23 protein-coding genes are annotated in these 22,446 nt (G+C 40.9%); all 23 read left to right on the top strand.

Going from position 1 to position 22,446, the window contains the following annotated elements; translation table 11 throughout:
- Positions 1 to 82 precede the first annotated feature (82 nt).
- The 23 genes from N8M16_RS08330 (at position 83) to N8M16_RS08440 (ending at position 22,446) form a co-directional block, all read left to right on the top strand.
- Positions 83 to 3,181: a pilus expression-regulating Snf2 family helicase gene (locus N8M16_RS08330; protein WP_261069980.1), complete on the top strand. Its 3,099-nt coding sequence runs from the start codon at positions 83 to 85 to the stop codon at positions 3,179 to 3,181.
- Between the two features lie 47 nt (positions 3,182 to 3,228).
- Positions 3,229 to 3,846: a divisome accessory protein ZapJ gene (locus N8M16_RS08335; RefSeq protein WP_261069981.1), complete on the top strand. Its 618-nt coding sequence runs from the start codon at positions 3,229 to 3,231 to the stop codon at positions 3,844 to 3,846.
- 10 nt (positions 3,847 to 3,856) lie between these two features.
- Positions 3,857 to 5,191: a UDP-N-acetylmuramate--L-alanine ligase gene (gene murC / locus N8M16_RS08340; protein WP_004269775.1), complete on the top strand. Its 1,335-nt coding sequence runs from the start codon at positions 3,857 to 3,859 to the stop codon at positions 5,189 to 5,191.
- A gap of 9 nt (positions 5,192 to 5,200) precedes the next feature.
- Positions 5,201 to 5,662 carry a GNAT family N-acetyltransferase gene (locus N8M16_RS08345; protein WP_261069982.1) on the top strand — a complete coding sequence of 154 codons (462 nt, stop codon included), beginning with the start codon at positions 5,201 to 5,203 and terminating at the stop codon, positions 5,660 to 5,662.
- Positions 5,659 to 6,153, top strand: a complete 495-nt coding sequence (locus N8M16_RS08350; protein WP_049502113.1) for a GNAT family N-acetyltransferase — start codon at positions 5,659 to 5,661, stop codon at positions 6,151 to 6,153. The genes N8M16_RS08345 and N8M16_RS08350 overlap by 4 nt, the downstream gene beginning before the upstream one ends.
- Positions 6,154 to 6,232: 79 nt before the next feature.
- The gene (gene mltG / locus N8M16_RS08355) at positions 6,233 to 7,927 is read left to right on the top strand and encodes an endolytic transglycosylase MltG (RefSeq protein ID WP_049547133.1); all 1,695 of its coding nucleotides are present in this window, start codon (positions 6,233 to 6,235) and stop codon (positions 7,925 to 7,927) included.
- A 60-nt stretch (positions 7,928 to 7,987) separates the two neighbouring features.
- Positions 7,988 to 8,470 carry a transcription elongation factor GreA gene (gene greA, locus N8M16_RS08360; protein WP_000818748.1) on the top strand — a complete coding sequence of 161 codons (483 nt, stop codon included), beginning with the start codon at positions 7,988 to 7,990 and terminating at the stop codon, positions 8,468 to 8,470.
- A 75-nt stretch (positions 8,471 to 8,545) separates the two neighbouring features.
- Positions 8,546 to 9,910 carry an amino acid permease gene (locus N8M16_RS08365; protein WP_180947989.1) on the top strand — a complete coding sequence of 455 codons (1,365 nt, stop codon included), beginning with the start codon at positions 8,546 to 8,548 and terminating at the stop codon, positions 9,908 to 9,910.
- Positions 9,911 to 10,010: 100 nt separating this feature from the next.
- A complete protein-coding gene (locus N8M16_RS08370; protein ID WP_261069983.1) occupies positions 10,011 to 10,421 on the top strand; it encodes a GNAT family N-acetyltransferase in 411 nt (136 codons plus the stop codon).
- A gap of 45 nt (positions 10,422 to 10,466) precedes the next feature.
- Positions 10,467 to 10,607: an HAD family hydrolase gene (locus tag N8M16_RS08375; RefSeq protein ID WP_261069984.1), complete on the top strand. Its 141-nt coding sequence runs from the start codon at positions 10,467 to 10,469 to the stop codon at positions 10,605 to 10,607.
- A gap of 180 nt (positions 10,608 to 10,787) precedes the next feature.
- On the top strand, positions 10,788 to 11,633 hold the full coding sequence (locus tag N8M16_RS08380; RefSeq protein ID WP_261069985.1) for an ABC transporter ATP-binding protein: 846 nt from the start codon (positions 10,788 to 10,790) through the stop codon (positions 11,631 to 11,633).
- 15 nt (positions 11,634 to 11,648) lie between these two features.
- Positions 11,649 to 12,377 carry a hypothetical protein gene (locus N8M16_RS08385; RefSeq protein WP_261069986.1) on the top strand — a complete coding sequence of 243 codons (729 nt, stop codon included), beginning with the start codon at positions 11,649 to 11,651 and terminating at the stop codon, positions 12,375 to 12,377.
- A gap of 383 nt (positions 12,378 to 12,760) precedes the next feature.
- Positions 12,761 to 12,970 carry a helix-turn-helix transcriptional regulator gene (locus tag N8M16_RS08390; protein WP_261069987.1) on the top strand — a complete coding sequence of 70 codons (210 nt, stop codon included), beginning with the start codon at positions 12,761 to 12,763 and terminating at the stop codon, positions 12,968 to 12,970.
- Complete coding sequence (locus N8M16_RS08395) at positions 12,960 to 13,448, top strand: DUF6773 family protein (protein ID WP_261069988.1); 489 nt, start codon at positions 12,960 to 12,962, stop codon at positions 13,446 to 13,448. The genes N8M16_RS08390 and N8M16_RS08395 overlap by 11 nt, the downstream gene beginning before the upstream one ends.
- Before the next feature lie 114 nt (positions 13,449 to 13,562).
- Positions 13,563 to 15,023 carry a nicotinate phosphoribosyltransferase gene (locus tag N8M16_RS08400; RefSeq protein ID WP_261069989.1) on the top strand — a complete coding sequence of 487 codons (1,461 nt, stop codon included), beginning with the start codon at positions 13,563 to 13,565 and terminating at the stop codon, positions 15,021 to 15,023.
- Complete coding sequence (nadE, locus tag N8M16_RS08405) at positions 15,020 to 15,844, top strand: ammonia-dependent NAD(+) synthetase (protein ID WP_045612028.1); 825 nt, start codon at positions 15,020 to 15,022, stop codon at positions 15,842 to 15,844. Before N8M16_RS08400 ends, nadE begins: the two co-directional genes overlap by 4 nt.
- A gap of 303 nt (positions 15,845 to 16,147) precedes the next feature.
- The gene (locus N8M16_RS08410; protein ID WP_261069990.1) at positions 16,148 to 16,696 is read left to right on the top strand and encodes a GNAT family N-acetyltransferase; all 549 of its coding nucleotides are present in this window, start codon (positions 16,148 to 16,150) and stop codon (positions 16,694 to 16,696) included.
- Between the two features lie 166 nt (positions 16,697 to 16,862).
- Positions 16,863 to 17,573, top strand: a complete 711-nt coding sequence (gene ccdA2 / locus N8M16_RS08415; RefSeq protein ID WP_084928088.1) for a thiol-disulfide oxidoreductase-associated membrane protein CcdA2 — start codon at positions 16,863 to 16,865, stop codon at positions 17,571 to 17,573.
- Positions 17,574 to 17,586: 13 nt separating this feature from the next.
- Complete coding sequence (locus N8M16_RS08420; RefSeq protein WP_049488479.1) at positions 17,587 to 18,150, top strand: redoxin family protein; 564 nt, start codon at positions 17,587 to 17,589, stop codon at positions 18,148 to 18,150.
- A 9-nt stretch (positions 18,151 to 18,159) separates the two neighbouring features.
- Positions 18,160 to 19,272 (top strand): peptide-methionine (R)-S-oxide reductase MsrB, encoded by a 1,113-nt coding sequence (msrB, locus tag N8M16_RS08425; protein ID WP_020903451.1) that lies wholly within the window; start codon positions 18,160 to 18,162, stop codon positions 19,270 to 19,272.
- Between the two features lie 70 nt (positions 19,273 to 19,342).
- Positions 19,343 to 20,080: a response regulator transcription factor gene (locus tag N8M16_RS08430; RefSeq protein ID WP_020903450.1), complete on the top strand. Its 738-nt coding sequence runs from the start codon at positions 19,343 to 19,345 to the stop codon at positions 20,078 to 20,080.
- A complete protein-coding gene (locus N8M16_RS08435) occupies positions 20,077 to 21,768 on the top strand; it encodes a cache domain-containing sensor histidine kinase (protein ID WP_261069991.1) in 1,692 nt (563 codons plus the stop codon). Before N8M16_RS08430 ends, N8M16_RS08435 begins: the two co-directional genes overlap by 4 nt.
- A 114-nt stretch (positions 21,769 to 21,882) precedes the next feature.
- Entirely contained in the window at positions 21,883 to 22,446 is a 564-nt protein-coding gene (locus N8M16_RS08440; RefSeq protein WP_261069992.1) for a TIGR01440 family protein, read from the top strand.

Genomic DNA, 22,446 nt, shown 5'->3' on the forward strand with positions numbered 1-22,446 from the left:
TTCTAGGAGAAAAGTCTTCCTAGAAGGCTATTTTCATAGGGGAAAATATGGTATAATAAAAAGATAAGGTAAAGGTAAAAATATGGCTAAATTGATTCCGGGGAAAGTCCGTATCGAAGGCGTTGCCCTTTATGAAACTGGTAAGGTTGACATTATCAAGGAAAAGAACAATCGGCTCTACGCTCGCGTTGCAGAAGAAGAACTGCGCTATAGTTTAGAGGATGATTTGGTTTTTTGTGCCTGCGATTTTTTCCAAAAGAGGGGCTACTGTGTGCATTTGGCAGCTCTGGAACATTTTCTGAAAAATGATGAGCGTGGTCAGGAAATCTTGCAGAGTCTGGAAGAAGGTCATGAGGAAAAAGAAGCCGTTGAAACCAAGGTGACCTTGGGTGGAAAATTTTTAGAACGAATCTTATCTCCAAAATCAGACCGAGCCTATGAGTTGTCGGCTGTGGGGCAAGTGGAAGCAGGAAGCAACCATATCTTGTGGACCCTGAGAATCGGGCAAATCAATAGTCAAAAATACTATGTCATTCGGGATATTCCACTCTTTTTAAGAGTCGTCGAGAAGAGAAAACCTTATATGATTGGTAAGACCTATGAGGAGTCTCTGTCTTGGGAAGCCTTTGATGAAGCCAGCCAAGAACTTCTGACTTTCTTGCGTGGACTGATGGAGGAAGGACAGGCTCCAGACCTCTTTTTCCAAAACCAGGGTCGGCATCTCTTTTTCCCTCTGACTTTTTTTGAGCAGGGTGTGAATTTACTGATGACCTTGCCTCATTTTCAATTTGACCATCAAGTGGATAGTTACCAAACCCTGCTTTTTCAAGATTTATATGCGGATGCCAATCTATTTGCCTTTACAGTAACAGAATACTTGGGTTATTTTGAAATGGAAATCAGTGAGAGTCATAGGGTCAATGTCTTTTATCAGGGAGCAGTACTTTTCCATAAAGGTCAGGTTTATTTTCTAACAGAGCAGCAGATACGTCTTCTCAAGGAAATCAAAGCGTTGCCTTTGGATCAACAAGGAAAGAAATACCTGCAATTTGATAGTAGTGACCGCGATAAGTTGGCTTCCTGTTTAACTCTTTTTAGCCAGATGGGGACCGTTTCAGCTCCAGAACGTCTACATATCAAAACTTTTGAGCCCTCTTTTTACTTTGACAGGGAAGAGGATAATCGGATTCGTTTAGAGATTCAGTTTGATTATGGAGATAAGCAGATATCTAGCCGACAAGAGTTAGAAGAATTACCATTTTCGAGTGATGCTGACTTAGAAGAAAGAGTTTTTCAAATCTGTTTGGCAGCGGGATTTGAAGCAGACTTTCAATCTTGGCGTCAGGCCTTAAAAGCAGAGTCTGTCTATCATTTCTTCCATGAAATCATTCCAGTCTTTGAAAAACTCGGAAATGTTGACCTATCAGACAAGCTAGAAGAACTCTATAACCTAGCAAGCCCTAAAGTGCAGATTGCTTCCAAGGGAGGTCTCTTGGAAATCCAGTTTGATTTTCAAGATATCGCCCAAGAGGAAATTGACCAAGCCATGCAGGCCTTGGTTGCCAATCAAAATTTTTACATTGATTCGTCCAATCAGGTCTACTTTTTCGATGAAGAAACCAAGAAAATTCGACAAAATCTACAGGAACTGGGGCAATTTGAGTTAAAAGATGGGGCCTTGCAGGCTCGAAAATCTTTGGCTTATAGTTTAGCTTATCTTTTTGAAGGGCGAGACCGTGTTTCTTTTTCACAAGAATTCCAGAATTTGGCCTACGATTTGACGCATCCAGAGGACTTCCCTAGACAAGCAACTCAGGTTCAGGCTGATCTGCGAGATTATCAGGAAAAGGGAATCGGCTGGTTGCAAATGCTCCATTATTATGGTTTTGGTGGGATTTTGGCTGATGATATGGGACTTGGGAAAACTCTGCAGACCATTGCTTTTTTGACTAGTCAAGTGACAAAAGAAAGTCGGGTTTTGATTTTAGCTCCGTCAGGTTTGATTTACAACTGGGCAGATGAATTTCAGAAATTTGCTCCACAGTTGGATGTGGCTGTTGTTCATGGCTTGAAAGCTAGTCGTGAAGAGATTCTTGCTGAGAGCCATCAAATCTATGTGACGAGCTATGCTACCTTCCGTCAGGACAGTGATTTTTATCAGGGGATGTCCTTTGACTTTCTTTTCTTAGATGAAGCTCAGGTCATGAAAAACGCCCAGACTAAGATTGCCCAGACCTTGAGACAATTTGTGGTGCCGTCAGTTTTTGCTTTGTCCGGAACTCCTATTGAAAACCATCTGGGTGAGTTGTGGTCTATTTTCCAAATCGTCATGCCGGGACTTTTGCCAAGCAAGAAAGAATTTATGAAATTACCAGCTGAGCGCGTTGCTCAGTTTATCAAACCTTTCGTCATGCGGCGCAAGAAAGAAGAAGTTTTGACAGAATTGCCAGACTTGATTGAAGTAGTTTATAAGAATGAACTGGAAGACCAGCAAAAGGCTATCTATCTAGCTCAGTTGCAACAGATGCGGGACCGTCTGGCTCAAGTTTCAGATCAGGAATTTCAGCGAAGTCGTGTGGAAATTTTATCTGGTTTGATGCGCTTGCGTCAAATCTGTGATACGCCTGCCCTCTTTATGGAGGATTATCAGGGAGCCAGTGGCAAACTGGATAGTCTCCGAGACCTGCTGGTACAGGTGGCAGACGGCGGACACCGTGTCTTGATTTTCTCTCAGTTCAAGGGAATGTTGGAGAAAATAGAACAAGAACTGCCAGACTTGGGCATGACATCCTTTAAAATTACGGGTTCAACCCCAGCCAAGGAAAGACAAGACATGACCAAAGCCTTTAACCAAGGGGAAAGAGATGCATTTCTGATTTCCCTCAAGGCTGGTGGTGTCGGTCTGAACCTGACAGGTGCTGATACGGTTATATTGGTTGACCTTTGGTGGAATCCTGCGGTGGAAGCGCAAGCTATTGGCCGTGCCCATCGGATGGGTCAGGAAGAAAAGGTTGAGGTTTATCGTTTGGTGACTAGGGGAACCATTGAAGAAAAAATTCAGGAACTCCAAGAACAAAAGAAACATCTGGTGTCACAAGTATTGGATGGAACAGAGTCACGTGGCAGTCTGACCCTAGCAGAAATTAGAGAAATTTTGGGAATTTCTGAAGCCAGCACTTGAAAAATCAAGACAATACGCTATAATGAAGTGTTGAAAGGAAATAGAAAATGAGAGAAGAACGATTTCCATTGGTGTCAGATGATGAGGTCATGCTGACTGAAATGCCGGTTATGGACCTCTATGATGAATCTGACTTTATCAGTAATATCAAGGGAGAATACCGTGATAAGAATTATCTGGAGTGGGCCCCTATTACTGAAGAAAAACCAGTCAAACCGATTGAAAAGCAGGTAGAGAAACCTAAAAAGGCTGGTTTAGGGGTTAAGAAAGAAGGAAAGAGCTATGCGGAGGTAGCACGTGAAGAAGCGCGTGCAGACTTGAAAAAGAAACGCTCAGCAAGCTATCTGACTAAGGATATCCCTCCTACAAGACGCCATACTCAGCCAAGTCTTGTTAGACAGGGCAATCAACCAACAGCGCCTTTCCAAAAGGAAAATCCTGGTGAATTTGTCAAATACAGTCAAAAACTGACCCAGTCTCATTACATCTTGGCGGAAGAAGTGAGCTATATTTCTACTCAAACTGAGCAAGCAGAAACTGCAGGCCCAAAGAAAAACAACTATGATTTTCTGAAAAAGAGCCAAATCTACAATAAAAAGAATCAACAAAAAGAACAAGAACGTCAGGTTGCCCAAGAGTTGAATCTGACAAGAATTACGGAATAGGGGAGAAAACATGTCAAAGACATATCATTTTATCGGAATTAAGGGATCAGGTATGAGTGCCTTGGCCTTGATGTTGCACCAAATGGGGCATAAGGTACAGGGATCAGATGTTGAAAAGTACTACTTTACTCAACGTGGTCTTGAGCAGGCAGGAATTACCATTCTTCCTTTTGATGAAAAGAATCTAGATGGAGATATGGAAATTATCGCTGGAAATGCCTTTCGTCCAGATAACAATGTCGAAATTGCCTATGCGGATCAAAATGGCATCAGCTACAAACGTTACCATGAATTCCTAGGTAGCTTTATGCGTGATTTTGTCAGCATGGGAGTTGCTGGAGCGCATGGAAAAACTTCAACGACAGGTATGTTATCTCATGTCTTGTCTCATATCACAGATACTAGCTTCTTGATTGGAGACGGGACAGGTCGTGGTTCAGCCAATGCCAAGTATTTTGTCTTTGAATCTGACGAATATGAGCGTCACTTCATGCCTTACCACCCAGAATACTCTATCATCACCAATATTGACTTTGACCATCCAGACTACTTCACAAGTCTAGAGGATGTTTTCAATGCTTTTAACGACTATGCTAAACAAATTACTAAGGGTCTCTTTGTCTATGGTGAAGATGCAGAATTACGTAAAATTACGTCTGATGCACCAATCTATTATTATGGCTTTGAAGCTGAAGGAAATGACTTTGTAGCTAGCGACCTTCTCCGTTCTACAACTGGTTCAACCTTCACTGTTCACTTCCGTGGACAAGAGTTGGGACAATTCCACATCCCAACCTTTGGTCGTCACAATATCATGAATGCGACAGCAGTCATCGGATTGCTGTACACAGCAGGCTTTGATTTGAACTTGGTGCGTGAACACTTGAAAACATTTGCCGGTGTTAAGCGTCGTTTCACAGAAAAAATTGTCAATGACACGGTGATTATCGATGATTTTGCCCACCATCCAACAGAAATCATTGCAACCTTGGATGCGGCTCGTCAGAAATATCCAAGCAAGGAAATTGTTGCAGTCTTCCAACCGCATACTTTTACAAGAACCATTGCCTTGTTGGACGAATTTGCTCACGCTTTGAATCAAGCGGATGCGGTTTACTTAGCACAAATCTATGGATCTGCGCGTGAGGTAGACCATGGTGATGTCAAGGTAGAAGACCTAGCTAATAAAATCAACAAGAAACACCAAGTAATCACTGTTGAAAATGTTTCTCCACTTCTAGACCATGACAATGCTGTCTATGTCTTTATGGGAGCAGGAGACATTCAAACCTATGAATACTCATTTGAGCGTCTCTTGTCTAACTTGACAAGCAATGTTCAATAGGATTCTACCATGGAAATTCCAATTAAGATTATTCAGGCAAGTAAGGCTGATTTGGCTGATGTAGTGGCACTTCAGGCTTCATCTTTTCCAGCTGAAAAGCAGCAACCTGCCCATATTTTAGAAGAAAGTATCCGTAAGTCTGCGGATACCTTTCTTCTAGCTAGGGATGAAAATCAGATTCTGGGCTATGTTCTAGGTGGTCCTTACCCACACAATCCGCAATGTCTAGAAATACATTCTTTGGTTATCAAGGCTGACCATCAGAGACAGGGCTTGGGAACGCTTCTTCTTGCGGCTTTGAAAGATGCGGCAGTTGAGCTGGAGTACAAAGGTATTCGTTTGGAGAGTCCTGATGAGTTGCTATCCTATTTTGAAATGAACGGTTTTATTGATGAAGAAACTTCGCTTTATGCAACTAGCCAGGGTTTTAGTATGATTTGGTTTAATCCCTTTTATCTGGAGGCACAATGAAAATCAGACAAGCAAGATTAGAAGATTTGGATCGTATCGTTGAGATTGAACTAGAAAATTTCTCGATTGAAGAAGCCATTCCTCGCTCTGTTTTTGAAGCACATTTGCGAGAAATTCAGACCTCGTTTCTGGTTGCAGAAAAAGAAGGCAGAATCATGGGGTATATAGAAGGACCAGTTGGCCCCCAGCGTCATCTGAAAGACCAGTCCTTTACAGAGGAGATAGAAGACCATAGTCATGAGTCTGGTGGTTATATCTCTGTGACCTGTCTTTCTATTGCCAAGGAGGCACAGGGACTTGGACTTGGTCAAAAATTACTCACAGCCTTGAAAGAGTTGGCGCTTGAACACGAAAGAGAAGGCATTAACCTAACCTGTCATGACTATCTCATCGCCTACTACGAAAAGCATGGATTTGTCAATGAAGGCCAGTCCCAGTCAACCTTTGCAGGAGAAACCTGGTATGATATGGTCTGGGAAGCTAAAAAATAAGCTAGAAAAGCATGCTAAGTTGCTTTTCTTTCGTTTTTAAGATATAATATTATGGATTGTCAACGAGGAGGATAAACTTTTGAGTGAAAAGCCAAGAGAAGACGAAAAATTAAGCTTTAAAGAGCAGATTTTACGTGATTTAGAAAAAGTAAAACGTTATGAAGGGATTCGTCAAGAGGCCGCTGAACTTGATGAAAAAAAATCAGCTTTGTCTGTCCCTGACACAAAAATTGCTGATGAAGAAGTGATGAATGCATCCCTATCAGCTGTTGAAAAAATTATGGAGAATGCACCACGTGTTCCACAGCATCCTAGTGAAGATGTGCCTGCATCACCGGCGGAGGAACTAAGAGAGGAAGCTCCAATCGTTCCTAGTCACCCTAGTCAAGATGTTCCAGCTTCACCAGCTGAAGCAAGTCCATCAAGACCGGTTCCAGGACCAGATGTCAATCGTCCACAAAAGGCCGAAAGAGATTTGAACACAACTCCAACAAGAGTAGCTGTTTCTTATAGAACCGAAGAACCAAAAGAGACACAAGCAGAAGCGCCAAGACCTGAACCGGTCGTTGAAGCTGAAGCTGTTGACGTGATTTCTGAAACTCCACGTCGTAGTCGTCGTGAGACAGTTAAACCTGTTAAGAAGAAAAAATCACATTTGAAAGCTTTCTTCATTTCTCTATTGATTTTCCTTGCCTTGATTTCGGCAGGTGGTTACTTCGGTTATCAGTATGTCCAGTCATCTTTATTACCAGTTGACGCTAATTCTAAGAAGTATGTAACCGTTCAAATCCCAGAAGGAGCCAATGTCCAAGAGATTGGCTCAGCACTTGAAAATTCTGGTGTGATTAAACACGGAGTGATTTTTGCTTTCTATGCCAAATATAAAAATTATTCAGATTTGAAGGCTGGATATTACAATTTGCAAAAGAGCATGAGTACAGAGGATATCATTAAGGAACTCCAAAAAGGTGGTACTCCTGAACCTCAAGAACCTTCACTTGCAGATTTAACGATTCCAGAGGGATATACGATTGATCAAATCGCCCAAGCTGTAGGCCAATTACAAGGTGAATTTAAAGAGCCTTTGACAGCGGAAGCTTTTTTGGCTAAAGTTCAAGATGACAACTTTATCAGTCAAGAAGTTGCTAAATATCCAAACCTACTCGAAAGCTTGCCAACGAAAGAAAGTGGAGTTCGTTACCGTTTGGAAGGTTATCTTTTCCCAGCGACCTACTCTATCAAGGAAAGCACAACTATTGAAAGTTTGATTGATGAGATGCTGGCAGCTATGGATAAGACCTTGACTCCACACTATAGTGCAATTAAGTCTAAAAACTTGACAGTCAATGAATTGCTAACAATTGCTTCACTTGTTGAAAAAGAAGGTGCTAAGACTGAAGATCGTAAGTTGATTGCAGGTGTTTTCTACAACCGCTTGAATCTTGGAATGCCACTTCAAAGCAATATTGCAATCTTGTATGCCCAAGGAAAACTTGGCCAAAATATCAGTCTAGCAGACGATGCTGGAATTGATACATCGATTAATTCACCATACAATGTTTATACAAAACCTGGTTTGATGCCTGGTCCAGTAGATAGTCCAAGTCAGGACGCGATTGAAGCAAGTATCAACCAAACAAAGAGTGAGAACCTATACTTTGTAGCCAATGTTACAGATGGTAAAGTCTATTACGCAGTGACACAGGAAGAGCATGATCGTAATGTAGCTGAACACGTCAATAGCAAGCTTACTCAAAATAGTAGTTCAAACTAAGACTACAACAATGAGAGTCTCAGATAGAGATTCAATACTATCGAAAGAAAGTTGAGAAAAATGGCAGAAAAAACATATCCTATGACCCTAGCGGAAAAGGAAAAACTTGAAAAAGAATTAGAAGAATTGAAATTGGTCCGCCGACCAGAAGTGGTAGAACGCATAAAGATTGCTCGTTCATACGGTGACCTTTCAGAAAACAGTGAATACGAAGCAGCTAAGGATGAACAAGCCTTTGTTGAAGGACAAATCTCTAGCTTGGAAACAAAAATCCGTTATGCTGAAATCGTCAATAGCGACTCAGTTGCCGATGATGAAGTGGCGATTGGAAAAACAGTCACTATCCAAGAAATTGGTGAGGACGAGGAAGAAGTTTATATTATCGTAGGTTCAGCCGGTGCAGATGCCTTTGCGGGTAAAGTTTCAAATGAAAGCCCAATTGGACAAGCCTTGATTGGCAAGAAAACAGGGGACACAGCAACTATTGAAACACCTGTTGGTAGCTATGATGTAAAAATCTTGAAGGTTGAAAAAACAGCCTAAAAACAGAAAAAAGGAGTGGGGAGGCTGTGCGCTTCACTCACTCCTTTTTCCATTTTAAATTGAATTGGAGACTATATGAGTTCAAAGAAGAAAAAAAATAAGATGGAGCGTGGTCTGACCAATCGTCACGTGCAGGTTATGGCCATTGCGGGAACAATCGGAACAGGACTCTTTTTGGGAGCGGGGCGCTCTATCAGCCTAACAGGTCCTTCCATTGTACTGATTTATATGATTACAGGGGCCTTCATGTTCCTCATGATGCGTGCGGTTGGAGAAATGCTCTACCAAGACCCTGAGCAACATACCTTTATCAACTTTATCACGCGCCATTTGGGTAAGGGCTGGGGCTATTTCTCAGTTTGGTCTTACTGGCTATCCGTTGTCTTTATCGGTATGGCGGAAATCACAGCTATCTCTCACTATGTTCAGTTCTGGTTCCCTAGCTGGCCAAGTTGGATGATTGAGATTGGATTTTTGACCATTCTAGCCTTGGTCAATCTGATTGCGGTGAAGCTCTTTGGGGAAGTTGAGTTTTGGTTTGCGATGGTCAAGATTGTGGCTATTTTAGCCATGATTGCAACAGGAGTCTTTATGGTCTTGACAGGCTTTAAGACACCTCATGGAGTAGCAAGTTTGGCCAATATCACCGACAATTTCTCCCTCTTCCCTAACGGTGGAGTGAACTTTGTCATGGCCTTCCAGATGGTGTTCTTTGCTTACCTCATGATTGAGTTTATCGGGGTAACAACTTCAGAAACTAAAAATCCACGTCAGGTCTTGCCAAAAGCCGTTAAGGAAATTCCTCTACGAATCGCCTTTTTCTATGGAGGTGCCCTCTTAGCCATCATGGCTATCATTCCCTGGCGTGAGCTTGCATCGGCTGATTCTCCCTTTGTTACAGTATTTGAATTGGCCGGTATCAAGTGGGCAGCAGCCTTAATTAACTTCGTCGTTTTGACGTCAGCAGCATCTGCTCTTAACTCAACCCTTTATTCAACAGGGCGTCACTTGTATCAGATTGCTCATGATTCACCAAATCCATTCTTAAAGGCGATTAAGGCAGATACTCTTTCTCGCCACAATGTGCCACAAAATGCCATCATCGCTTCAGCAGTTTTGATTGCCCTAGCAGCCTTTATCAACGTCTTGCCAGGTGTTTCGGATGCCTTTGCCTTGATTACGGCATCATCATCAGGTGTCTATATCGCTATTTATATCTTGATTATGGTGGCTCACCTTAAATACCGCAAGTCACCAGACTTTATGGCGGATGGCTACCTCATGCCCCATTATCGTTTCCTAAATCCTTTAACCATGCTCTTCTTTGCTTTTGTCTTTGTAACCCTCTTTTTACAAGAGTCTACATTTGTCGGAGCAATCGGATCAGCTATCTGGATTATCGGTTTTGGGATTTATAGCCAGTGGAAATTTAGAAAATAGATTCGAAACTCATCAACTCAAGTTGGTGGGTTTTTGCTAGTTTGACAGTCTATTGAAATAAGACTATAATCAAGCTGTATCAGTTTTCAAGGAGGTTTGGATGTACTTTAGATTGGAAAATAAGGAATCCCATAAATCACAAGAAATAGGGAATCTGATTCGTGTTTATAACCGTTCAAAAAGAGAAGAAGCTGAAAGTGAGCCACTTAATCTTTATGTCGAAGATGAAAAGGGCAATCTCCTGGCAGGTTTGATAGCAGAGACTTTTGGAAATTGGCTAGAAATCGAGTATTTATTTGTAAAAGAGGAACTGAGAGGGCAAGGAATCGGTTCAAAACTATTGCAACAAGCAGAAACTGAAGCTAAGAATCGAAACTGTCGTTTTGCTTTTGTCAATACTTACCAGTTTCAAGCTCCAGATTTTTATAAAAGGCATGGCTACAAGGAAGTCTTTACCTTACAAGACTATCCCTACATTGGGCAAAGATATTATTACCAAAAGAAACTGTAAGATGAATATGAAAGCATAAATCAAAGAGTGGTTCTTGACATAAGTATGAAGGGGATTCTCGATAAATACCAGTTAAATCCTACAAATTGTGTCTTTCTAGACGATATTGAGGACAATACAATCGCAGCTGAGACATTAGATGTGAAATCCTACGATGCTGTAGATGTTTTGAAAAAAATTGAATAAGCAGAAAACTCTCTATTATTTTATGATAGAGAGTTTTTTTGTTAATAAAATTTTACAAAATGACATTTATATATTGCATTAAGTTAGATATATGATATAATATGTTAAAAAGAGGCGCAACTTTTTAAAATTAATGAGAATCAAAGAGAAAACCGAGAATATTAATGGAGGAATTACAAAATGGAAGTTATAAATGTAAGTAAGCATTATGGTCATTCAATCATTCTCAAAGATATAAATTTTGAACTTAATAAGGGTGAAATTGTTGGTCTAGTAGGGAGAAACGGAGTTGGCAAGAGTACATTGATGAAAATTCTTGTTCAGAATAATCAGCCGACTTCAGGGAATATTATAAGTAGTGATAATGTTGGCTATTTAATCGAAGAACCAAAATTATTTTTATCTAAAACAGGTTTAGAGAATTTAAAATATTTGTCAAATTTATATGGTATTGACTATAATCAAGAAAGATTTGGAAGTTTGATCCAAGAGTTAGATTTGACTCAGTCTATTAATAAAAAAGTAAAGACCTATTCTTTGGGTACAAAACAAAAATTAGCTTTGCTTCTAACTCTCGTTACGGAACCTGATATATTGATTTTAGATGAACCGACTAATGGTTTAGATATTGAATCATCACAAATAGTTTTAGCGGTTCTAAAAAATTTAGCTTTACATGAAAATGTGGGAATTTTAATATCGAGTCATAAATTAGAAGATATTGAAGAAATTTGTGAGAGGGTTCTTTTCTTGGAGAACGGGCTTTTGACATTTCAAAAAGTAGGAAAAGATAGTCATAATTGCTTGTTTGAGATAGCTTTTTTATCAGCTACAGATAGAGACATTTTCATTACCAAACAAGAATTTGGGGATATTGTTCAGGGAGAGGGACTGAGAATTACTATGTCTGGGAATATTCAAAGTAGTGAGCTTTTTAAATTTTTTAACGAAAACTCTATTAAAGTAGTTGATTTTGAAACTAAAAAAGAGACGCTTAAAGATATTTATCTAAATCGTTCAAAATAAAGGAAGGTTATAATCATGAAATTAAATAAATTGAATTTTCTTAAGGAAAATATAAGAGATTTATATTCATCAGGCGTAATATATCTCGGTTTGCTTATCTCGTTTATACCGCCGATATTGGTTACATTCTTTATTCTAAAGACTCAAGGGACATCGCTTGGTATTAAGCATATTTCAAACTTCTATGCTATGCTCGGTATGTTAATGGCTGTTATACATGCTAACCGAATTATTAGCAGGGATTTTTCCCACAATACGATCAGTTTATTTTATAATCAAAAGAAAAATCGGATGATTTACGTCTTGTCTAATTTTCTATATGCCATCTCAGTTTCTATTATTTATGCTTTGAATGGCATTGTGCTACTAGTCATCGTATGTAAATTGGGTGTTCCAGGTGATTTAGGATTAGATTTTATAGTAGCTATTGTAGTCAATACAATTTTGTTAGTCCTATTTTATTTTCTATTATCTTACATTTTCTATTTATACAAATTGAAAAGTGGCTTGATATTTGGTATTTTAGTTGCTTTACTACTCTTTATCCCTAATATATTAAATACGATTATGATGAATACTAGTAATGATTTGTTTATCAAAGCAATTGAACTTCTTCCTTTTTATTCTTTACCTGTATTTGTGGCTTCAAATACGATGTCTATTAGTCAGTATCTTGTGGTAATCACTACAATCATTTTATTGTACTTTTTCACTCTCAAGAAAAGCAAGAAGTATTCATTTTAGTTTCGTTTAGTATTATTTTGCATACTTAAAACCAGCAAAAAATCAGTCATCTTGGTATGCTCCTTCTCTTGCTGTTCACCACGTTTTTGACTTATACTAGACTCATTTCCAAAAGCATTATATAATAGTAATATGAAACCAACTAAACTAAACAAGAAGTACAAGCAATAAAAACTCGTTTAAAAGATTCTACTAAAGCTAATACTAAACAAAAATAAAAGAGTAAACTAGGAAGTTTATTTCAAACAATCCAACATACTGATTTTAGGTTGAAGATAATATTGGAGTGCTAATTAATGAGGTTATAATAAATAGCTGACAGCTTGTGTTAGTTTTGGATTTTTTAAGAGTAGATGAGTATTAAAACTATAAGGAGGACGCAGGTGGTTAAAAATTTAAAATTAAAATTAGCTCGGGTTGAGCTTGATTTAACACAAGGTCAACTGGCAGAGGCTGTTGGGGTGACGCGCCAGACTATTGGTTTGATAGAGGCGGGGAAATACAATCCTAGTCTTTCCCTCTGCCAGTCCATTTGCAGATGTTTAGGGAAAACCCTAGACCAACTATTTTGGGAGGAAGAAGATGGTAAATAAATTCATTCATTATCAATTACTTGACGAAAGAGAAGAACAACTAATCAATAAAGCTGGGGCAGAATCCTTTTCCCTCTTTATTGTGCTTGTGCTTCTAAGCTATTTGGTGGCTGTATTAGCTCCCTCTCTTTTTAATCCGAATTTTCTAGTGTATACACTGATAGTAGGAATTTTCTTCTTTTTTAATCGTGCCCGTTATCTGGGAGTGACCTATTATAGTCGTTTTCATTTTACGATTTTGGGTTGTTTTTTTCTAACCTTGGCGATTACAGCTCTTTTGATGTTGCAGAATTATCAATTCAATATCGAAATTTATCAGCACAATCCTTTGAACTTTAAATACTTGTCTGCTTGGGTCATTACATATGTCTTTTACCTTCCCTGGGTCTTTATTGGCAATCTTGGTCTGAAGAGTTATGGTGAATGGGCTCAGAAAAAATTTGAGCAAGACATGGATGAACTGGAGAGTGGAGAATAGCTTGTTACTCTTTTCTCAATCCAGCTAAATGTGATATAATAGTACTAATTTATTGGAATACATGAAAGTTTTTGAAAATTTTTATGGGTTTCTAGTTAAGGAAGTAGGAAAAGTATGTATCCAGATGATAGTTTGACATTGCACACGGACTTGTACCAGATTAACATGATGCAGGTTTACTTTGACCAAGGGATTCACAATAAAAAGGCGGTCTTTGAGGTTTATTTCCGCCAACAGCCTTTTAAAAATGGCTATGCAGTTTTTGCAGGTTTGGAAAGAATTGTGAATTATCTTGAAGACTTGCGTTTTTCAGATAGCGATATTGCCTATTTGGAGTCGCTGGGCTATCATGGGTCATTCTTGGACTATCTCCGCAATTTCAAGTTGGAGTTGACCGTTCGTTCTGCCCAAGAAGGGGACTTGGTTTTTGCTAATGAGCCGATTGTGCAGGTGGAAGGTCCTCTAGCCCAATGTCAGTTGGTCGAAACAGCTCTTTTGAACATCGTTAACTACCAGACTTTGGTCGCTACCAAGGCAGCTCGTATTCGTTCAGTCATTGAAGATGAGCCCTTGATGGAATTTGGAACACGTCGTGCGCAAGAAATGGATGCGGCTATCTGGGGAACACGCGCAGCGGTGATTGGTGGTGCCAATGGAACCAGCAACGTGCGTGCAGGTAAACTCTTTGACATTCCTGTCTTGGGGACTCATGCCCATGCCTTGGTACAGGTTTATGGTAACGACTATGAGGCCTTCAAGGCTTACGCTACGACCCATAAGAACTGTGTCTTTCTTGTGGATACCTATGACACCCTTCGTATCGGTGTGCCAGCTGCCATTCAGGTGGCGCGTGAGCTGGGTGATCGGATTAACTTTATGGGTGTGCGGATTGACTCTGGGGATATCGCCTACATTTCTAAGAAAGTCCGTCAGCAACTGGACGAGGCTGGATTTACCGAGGCTAAGATTTATGCTTCTAATGATCTAGATGAAAATACCATCCTCAACCTCAAGATGCAAAAGGCCAAGATTGATGTCTGGGGCGTGGGTACAAAGCTGATTACAGCCTATGATCAGCCAGCTCTTGGGGCAGTTTATAAGATTGTTGCAATTGAAGATGAAAATGGGAACATGCGCAATACGATTAAGCTGTCAAATAATGCTGAAAAAGTGTCTACGCCAGGTAAGAAGCAGGTGTGGCGCATTACCAGTCGTGAAAAAGGTAAGTCAGAGGGTGACTACATCACTTATGATGGTGTTGCTGTGAGTGACATGACAGAAATCAAGATGTTCCATCCGACTTATACCTACATCAAGAAGACGGTTCGTAATTTTGATGCTGTTCCTCTCCTAGTGGATATCTTCAAAGACGGAAAATTGATTTACAACTTGCCTAGCTTAACTGAGATTCAGGATTATGCTCGTAAGGAATTTGACAAGCTTTGGGATGAGTACAAGCGCGTGCTCAATCCGCAACACTATCCAGTAGATTTGGCGCGTGATGTATGGCAAGACAAGATGGACTTGATTGACAAGATGCGCAAGGAAGCCCTCGGTGAAGGAGAGGAAGAATGAGTTTGCAAGAAACGATTATCCAAGAGCTGGGTGTGAAACCAGTGATTGATGCCCAGGAAGAAATTCGTCGTTCTATTGATTTCTTAAAGAGATACCTGAAAAAACATCCCTTCCTAAAGACCTTTGTACTAGGGATTTCTGGGGGACAAGACTCAACCTTAGCAGGACGTTTGGCTCAACTGGCCATGGAAGAACTGCGAGCAGAAACGGGAGATGACAGCTACAAATTTATCGCTGTCCGCCTGCCTTATGGGGTGCAAGCTGATGAAGCAGATGCTCAAAAAGCCCTAGCCTTCATTCAGCCAGATATCAGTTTAGTGGTGAATATCAAGGAGTCTGCAGATGCCATGACAGCTGCAGTTGAAGCGACAGGTAGTCCTGTCTCAGACTTCAACAAGGGGAATATCAAGGCACGTTGCCGTATGATTGCTCAGTATGCCCTTGCTGGTTCCCATAGCGGAGCGGTCATTGGAACAGACCACGCTGCGGAAAATATCACAGGTTTCTTTACCAAGTTTGGTGATGGTGGTGCGGATATTCTCCCTCTTTATCGCCTCAATAAACGTCAAGGAAAACAACTATTGAAGGAACTTGGTGCAGACCCAGCCCTTTATGAAAAAATCCCAACGGCAGACCTAGAAGAAGACAAACCAGGTCTAGCTGACGAAGTAGCCCTCGGAGTCACCTATGCAGAGATTGACGACTACCTAGAAGGCAAAACAATCAGCCCAGAAGCTCAAGCGACCATTGAAAACTGGTGGCACAAAGGCCAACACAAACGCCACCTACCCATCACCGTATTTGATGATTTTTGGGAGTAAAAAGGTCCGGGGGACCTTTTAACCCCGAGTTTAGAAATAAGAAAATGAGGAACCTCCAGTGGAGGTTTTCAGCCTCTCACCTTGAAATAAGAAAGTGAGAGAAGGTCCGGTGGACCTTTTTAGCTTGAGCCTTGAAACTCGAGAGCAAGAATAACCTCCAGTGGATCTTTTTATCCCGAGTTTAGAAATAAGAAAACGAGAAAGGTCGGGGTAACTTGAACCCCGAGTCTAGAAACGAGAAAGTAAAACAAGTTTCAATGGAGATTGGACATAGAATCATCTATCAGAAAGCGAGGTAGCGTCATGAAAGCAATCAGTACGCAAATATTACAGACAGATCGTTTAATCTTGCGAAGATTTGTGGAAAGTGATGCAGAAGCCATGTTTCAGAATTGGGCTTCGTCCGCTGAAAATCTAACCTATGTCACTTGGGATCCTCATCCTGATGTCGAGGTGACTCGAAATTCGATTCGCAATTGGGTTGCCTCCTATGCCAATCCCAACTATTACAAATGGGCCATTTGTCTCAAAGAAAACCCGGAACAGGTGATAGGAGATATCAGCATCGTTACAATAGATGAGAACGATTTTTCTTGTGAAATTGGCTATGTGCTAGGCAAGAAATACTGGGGTCATGGCATGATGACAGAGGCTTTGAAAGCTGTCTTGGACTTTTGTTTTACTCAAGCAGGTTTTCAAGATGTCAGAGCACGATATGCTAGTCTTAATCCAGCTTCAGGTCGTGTCATGGAGAAGGCTGGAATGTCCTATCTCAAGACTATTACCAATGGTGTAGAGAGAAAAGGCTATCTTGCTGATCTTATTTATTATCAGGTAAGTAGGGAAGACTAGTGAATTTTCTTTTCAGTTTCCATCAAAGTCAGACTGTGTCTGGCTTTTTTTGTAACATTTTTTACATAACCTGATTAAATCCCTATTTTTCCCTATCATTGTCCCTGTTTTTTCTGGAGTTTTGGGGCTATAATAGTCCTATCAAATCAAAGAATGGAGGAAGGCAATGGATAATATAATCTTTTTTATCAGTGTTTTTCTTGCTGGAATTCTTTCCTTCTTTTCTCCTTGTATTTTACCCTTGTTACCGGTTTATGCAGGGGTCTTGTTGGATGACAAAGATGGTGCTCAGGCTTCTAGTGGAAAATTTTCAATCTCACTTGTTAGTTTATTGCGAACTTTGGCCTTTATAGCAGGGATATCCTTTGTTTTTATCTTACTAGGCTATGGAGCTGGTTTTTTAGGCAATTTGCTGTATGCTTCTTGGTTTCAGTATGTGACGGGTGCGGTTATCATTCTTTTGGGCTTGCACCAGATGGAAGTCTTACATTTTCAGGGACTCTACAAGGAAAGAAGGCTACAATTAAAGAGACAGGGGCAAAAGGGTAACGGCTATAGTCAGGCATTTTTACTGGGGTTGACCTTTAGTTTTGCTTGGACGCCTTGTGTGGGGCCAGTTCTGGGCTCTGTTTTGGCCTTGGCGGCTTCAGGTGGTTCAGGTGCTTGGCAGGGAGCTGGTCTCATGTTAATCTATACGCTGGGGCTAGCGCTACCATTTTTGGTTTTAGCTCTAGCCTCCAGCTATGTTTTGAAACATTTCCGAAAACTCCATCCTTATCTCGGAACCCTCAAAAAAGTAGGTGGTTTCCTCATTATCGTGATGGGAATCTTGGTGCTTTTGGGAAATGCTTCCATTTTGACTACATTATTTGAATAGAGAGGAAGAAGAAATGAAAAAATGGCAAACATGTCTCCTTGGAGTCGGCTCAATCTGTTGCTTGGCAGCCTGTTCGGCTAAAAATATGTCAGACGAAGCTACTATGAAGGAGCAAACAAAAACAGAACAAGTCAGTTCACAAACTGCTACTAAAGGTCAGGCGGTTGCTGATTTCGAACTGATGGGAGTAGATGGCAAGACCTACCGCTTGTCTGATTACAAGGGCAAGAAAGTCTATCTCAAATTCTGGGCTTCTTGGTGTTCCATCTGTTTGGCTAGCCTTCCAGATACGGATGAAATTGCTAAGGATGCTGGTGATGACTATGTGGTCTTGACAGTGGTATCTCCTGGTCACAAGGGAGAACAAGCGGAAGCTGACTTTAAAAACTGGTACAAGGGCTTGGATTATAAAAATTTCCCAGTTCTAATTGACCCGTCAGGCAAACTCTTGGAAAGTTATGGTGTTCGTTCTTACCCAACTCAAGCCTTTATAGACAAGGAAGGAAAACTGGTCAAGACGCAACCAGGTTTTATGGATAAGGATATGATTTTAAAGACATTGAAAGAAATGGGGTAGAGAAAGGTCATGAATGATAAAGTAAAATTGTTTGTCTTGGCAGGAATCTTTTTCCTAGCCATAAGCGGTTTCTATTTTCTATTGATGCGAAATGCAGGGCAGACAGATAGCTCGCAAATTGAGAAAGCATCAGTTAGCCAAGGAGGAAAAACAGTGAAAAAAACAGAAGTGAGTAAAGATGCAGACTTGCACGAAATTTATCTGGCTGGAGGTTGTTTCTGGGGAGTTGAGGAATATTTCTCACGCGTTCCCGGAGTGACAGATGCCGTTTCAGGCTATGCAAATGGTAGAGGGGAAACAACCAAGTACGAATTGATTAACCAAACAGGTCATGCGGAGACTGTTCATGTTACTTATGATGCCAAACAAATTTCCCTAAAAGAAATCCTGCTTCATTACTTCCGCATTATCAATCCAACCAGCAAAAATAAACAAGGAAATGATGTGGGAACCCAGTACCGTACTGGTGTTTATTACACAGATGACAAGGATTTAGAGGTGATTAACCAAGTCTTTGATGAGGTGGCTAAGAAATACGATCAACCTCTAGCAGTTGAAAAGGAGAGTCTGCAGAATTTTGTAGTGGCTGAGGATTACCACCAAGACTATCTCAAGAAAAATCCAAATGGCTACTGCCATATCAATGTCAATCAGGCGGCCTATCCCGTCATTGATGCCAGCAAATATCCCAAACCAAGTGATGAGGAATTGAAAAAGACCTTGTCACCTGAGGAGTATGCAGTCACCCAGAAAAATCAAACAGAACGAGCTTTTTCAAACCGTTACTGGGATAAATTTGAATCTGGTATCTATGTGGATGTAGCAACTGGTGAACCTCTCTTTTCATCAAAGGATAAGTTTGAGTCTGGTTGTGGCTGGCCTAGTTTTACCCAACCCATCAGTCCAGATGTTGCCACCTACAAGGAAGATAAGTCTTACAATATGACACGCATGGAAGTGCGAAGCCGAGTTGGAGATTCTCACCTTGGCCATGTCTTTACGGACGGCCCACAGGACAAGGGTGGCTTGCGCTACTGTATCAATAGTCTCTCTATCCGCTTTATTCCCAAAGATCAAATGGAAGAAAAAGGCTACGCTTATTTACTAGATTATGTCGATTAAGAGGGATTTCCTAAGCAGTTAGAGGAGAATTTTGCTATACTGATACTAGTAAGTGACAAAGGAGAGAAGCATGACCTATACAATCTTAATCGTAGAAGATGAATATCTGGTAAGACAAGGCTTGACCAAGCTGGTCAATGTAGCAGCCTACGATATGGAAATCATCGGTCAAGCTGAAAATGGAAGACAGGCTTGGGAATTGATACAAAAGCAGGTGCCAGATATTATTTTAACCGATATCAACATGCCTCAGCTAAATGGGATCCAGTTGGCCAGTCTGGTCCGAGAAACCTATCCTCAGGTGCATTTGGTCTTTTTAACAGGCTACGATGATTTTGATTATGCCTTGTCTGCTGTCAAACTAGGTGTGGATGATTACCTACTCAAGCCCTTTTCTCGTCAGGATATCGAGGAAATGCTGGGGAAAATCAAGCAAAAGTTGGATAAGGAAGAGAAAGAAGAGCAGTTACAAGATTTATTGACTGATAAGTTTGAGGGAAATATGGCCCAGAAAATCCAGTCCCATCTGGCTGATAGCCAATTTAGTTTGAAGAGTTTGGCCAGTGACTTGGGTTTTAGCCCGACTTATCTGAGTTCTTTGATTAAGAAAGAGTTAGGCCTGCCTTTTCAGGATTATCTGGTGAGAGAACGTGTCAAACAAGCCAAGCTTTTGCTTTTAACTACCGATCTGAAGATTTACGAGATCGCAGAGAAGGTTGGCTTTGAAGATATGAACTATTTTACCCAACGTTTTAAACAGATTGCAGGTGTGACACCTCGCCAGTTTAAGAAGGGGGAAGATCGATGAAACGTTCTTCTCTCCTAGTCAGAATGGTTATTTCCATCTTTCTGGTCTTTCTCATTCTCCTAGCTCTGGTTGGGACTTTCTACTATCAATCTAGTTCTTCAGCCATTGAGGCTACTATTGAGGGCAATAGCCAAACGACTATCAGTCAGACTAGCCACTTTATCCAGTCTTATATCAAAAAATTAGAAACCACCTCGACCAGTTTGACCCAGCAGGCAGATGTCCTAACCTATGCTGAGAATCCCAGTCAAGAAAAGGTCAAGGGAATTCGAGATTTGTTTTTGACCATTTTAAAGTCAGACCAGGACTTGAAAGCTGTTGTGCTGGTAACCAAATCTGGTCAGGTCATTTCTACGGATGATAGTGTGCAGATGAAAACTTCCTCAGATATGATGACTGAGGATTGGTACCAAAAGGCTATTCATCAGGGAGCTAAACCAGTTTTAACTCCAGCTCGTAAATCAGATAGCCAGTGGGTCATTTCTGTCACTCAAGAACTTCTTGATGCAAAGGGAGCCAATCTAGGTGTACTTCGTTTGGATATTTCCTATGAAACTCTGGAAGCCTATCTCAACCAACTCCAGTTGGGTCAGCAGGGCTTTGCTTTTATCATCAATGAAAACCATGAATTTGTTTATCATCCTCAACATACAGTTTATAGTTCGTCTAGCGAAATGGAGGCCATGAAACCCTATATTAAGACAGGGCAGGGTTACACTCCAGACCACCAATCCTATGTCAGTCAAGAAAAGATTGCTGGAACTGATTGGACGGTGCTTGGCGTGTCTTCGTTGGAGAAGTTAGACCAGGTTCGGAGTCAACTCATGTGGACCTTGCTTGGAGCCAGTTTCACATCTCTTCTTGCTTGTCTCTGCTTGGTGTGGTTTAGTCTTAAACGCTGGATTGCCCCTTTGAAGGATTTGAGAGAAACTATGCTGGAAATTGCTTCTGGTAATCAGAATCTTCGTGCCAAAGAAGCGGGTGCTTATGAATTGAGAGAGGTGACTCGCCAGTTCAATGCCATGTTGGATCAGGTTGATCAGCTGATGGTAGATATTCGCAGGCAGGAAGAAACGACCCGTCAGTACCAACTTCAAGCTCTATCAAGCCAGATTAACCCCCATTTCCTCTATAACACCTTGGACACCATCATCTGGATGGCTGAATTTCAAGATAGTCAGAGAGTGGTGCAAGTGACCAAGTCCTTGGCGACTTATTTCCGCTTGGCGCTCAATCAGGGTAAAGATTTGATTTGCCTGTCTGATGAAATTAATCATGTCCGCCAGTATCTATTTATCCAGAAACAACGCTATGGCGATAAGCTGGAATACGAAATTAATGAAAATCCTGCCTTTGATAATCTAGTCTTGCCCAAGCTAGTGCTACAACCTCTTGTAGAGAATGCTCTTTACCATGGCATTAAGGAAAAGGAAGGCCAGGGACATATTAGAGTTTCTGTTCAGAAACAGGATTCGGGATTGGTCATCCGCATTGAGGATGATGGGATTGGTTTCCAAGATGCTAGCGATAGTAGTCAAAGTCAACTCAAACGTGGGGGAGTTGGTCTTCAAAATGTTGATCAACGGCTCAAACTTCATTTTGGAGAACATTACCAAATGAAGATTGATTCTATTCCCTCAAAAGGTACGACAGTTGAAATATACATAAATAGAATAGAAACTAGTTAACTCCCAGTCAATTCTGGGAGTTTTATGCGTAATTGGGCAAGCTTTCTAGGTTGTCTATCTTGCTAAAACGTAGAAAAAACGATATGATAGATAATGACAAAAGAGGTATCAAGTATGAAGGAAAAAGACATTCAAAGAGAAACTAGCCAGATTGTAAACGATGTATTAGAAAAGGCCAATTTGAAGCAAGGATCTATCTTTGTTTTGGGCCTTTCTTCTAGTGAAGTAATAGGTGGTCAGATTGGCAAGGAATCCAGCCAAGAAATTGGGGAAATCATCGTGAAGACCATCTTAGATATCCTAGAGGAAAAAGGAATTCATCTAGCTGTTCAAGGTTGTGAACATGTCAATCGGGCCCTCGTCGTTGAGCGTCAGGTGGCAGAGCAGTTTGGTCTGGAAATCGTCAGTGTCCTTCCTACCCTTCAGGCAGGAGGTTCAGGTCAGTTGGCAGCCTTCAAGTTTATGCAAGATCCAGTTGAGGTTGAATTTATCAAGGCTCATGCTGGATTGGATATCGGAGACACTGCAATTGGTATGCATGTCAAGCATGTTCAGGTTCCGATTCGCCCTCTTTTGAGAGAAATTGGGCATGCCCATGTAACGGCTCTTGCTAGCCGTCCAAAATTAATTGGAGGTGCGCGTGCGCAGTATCCACAAGATTCTATCAGAAAGTCGTGA

Source organism: Streptococcus mitis, assembly GCF_946188375.1.
In the GTDB taxonomy this organism is placed as follows: Bacteria; Bacillota; Bacilli; order Lactobacillales; family Streptococcaceae; genus Streptococcus; species Streptococcus mitis_CX.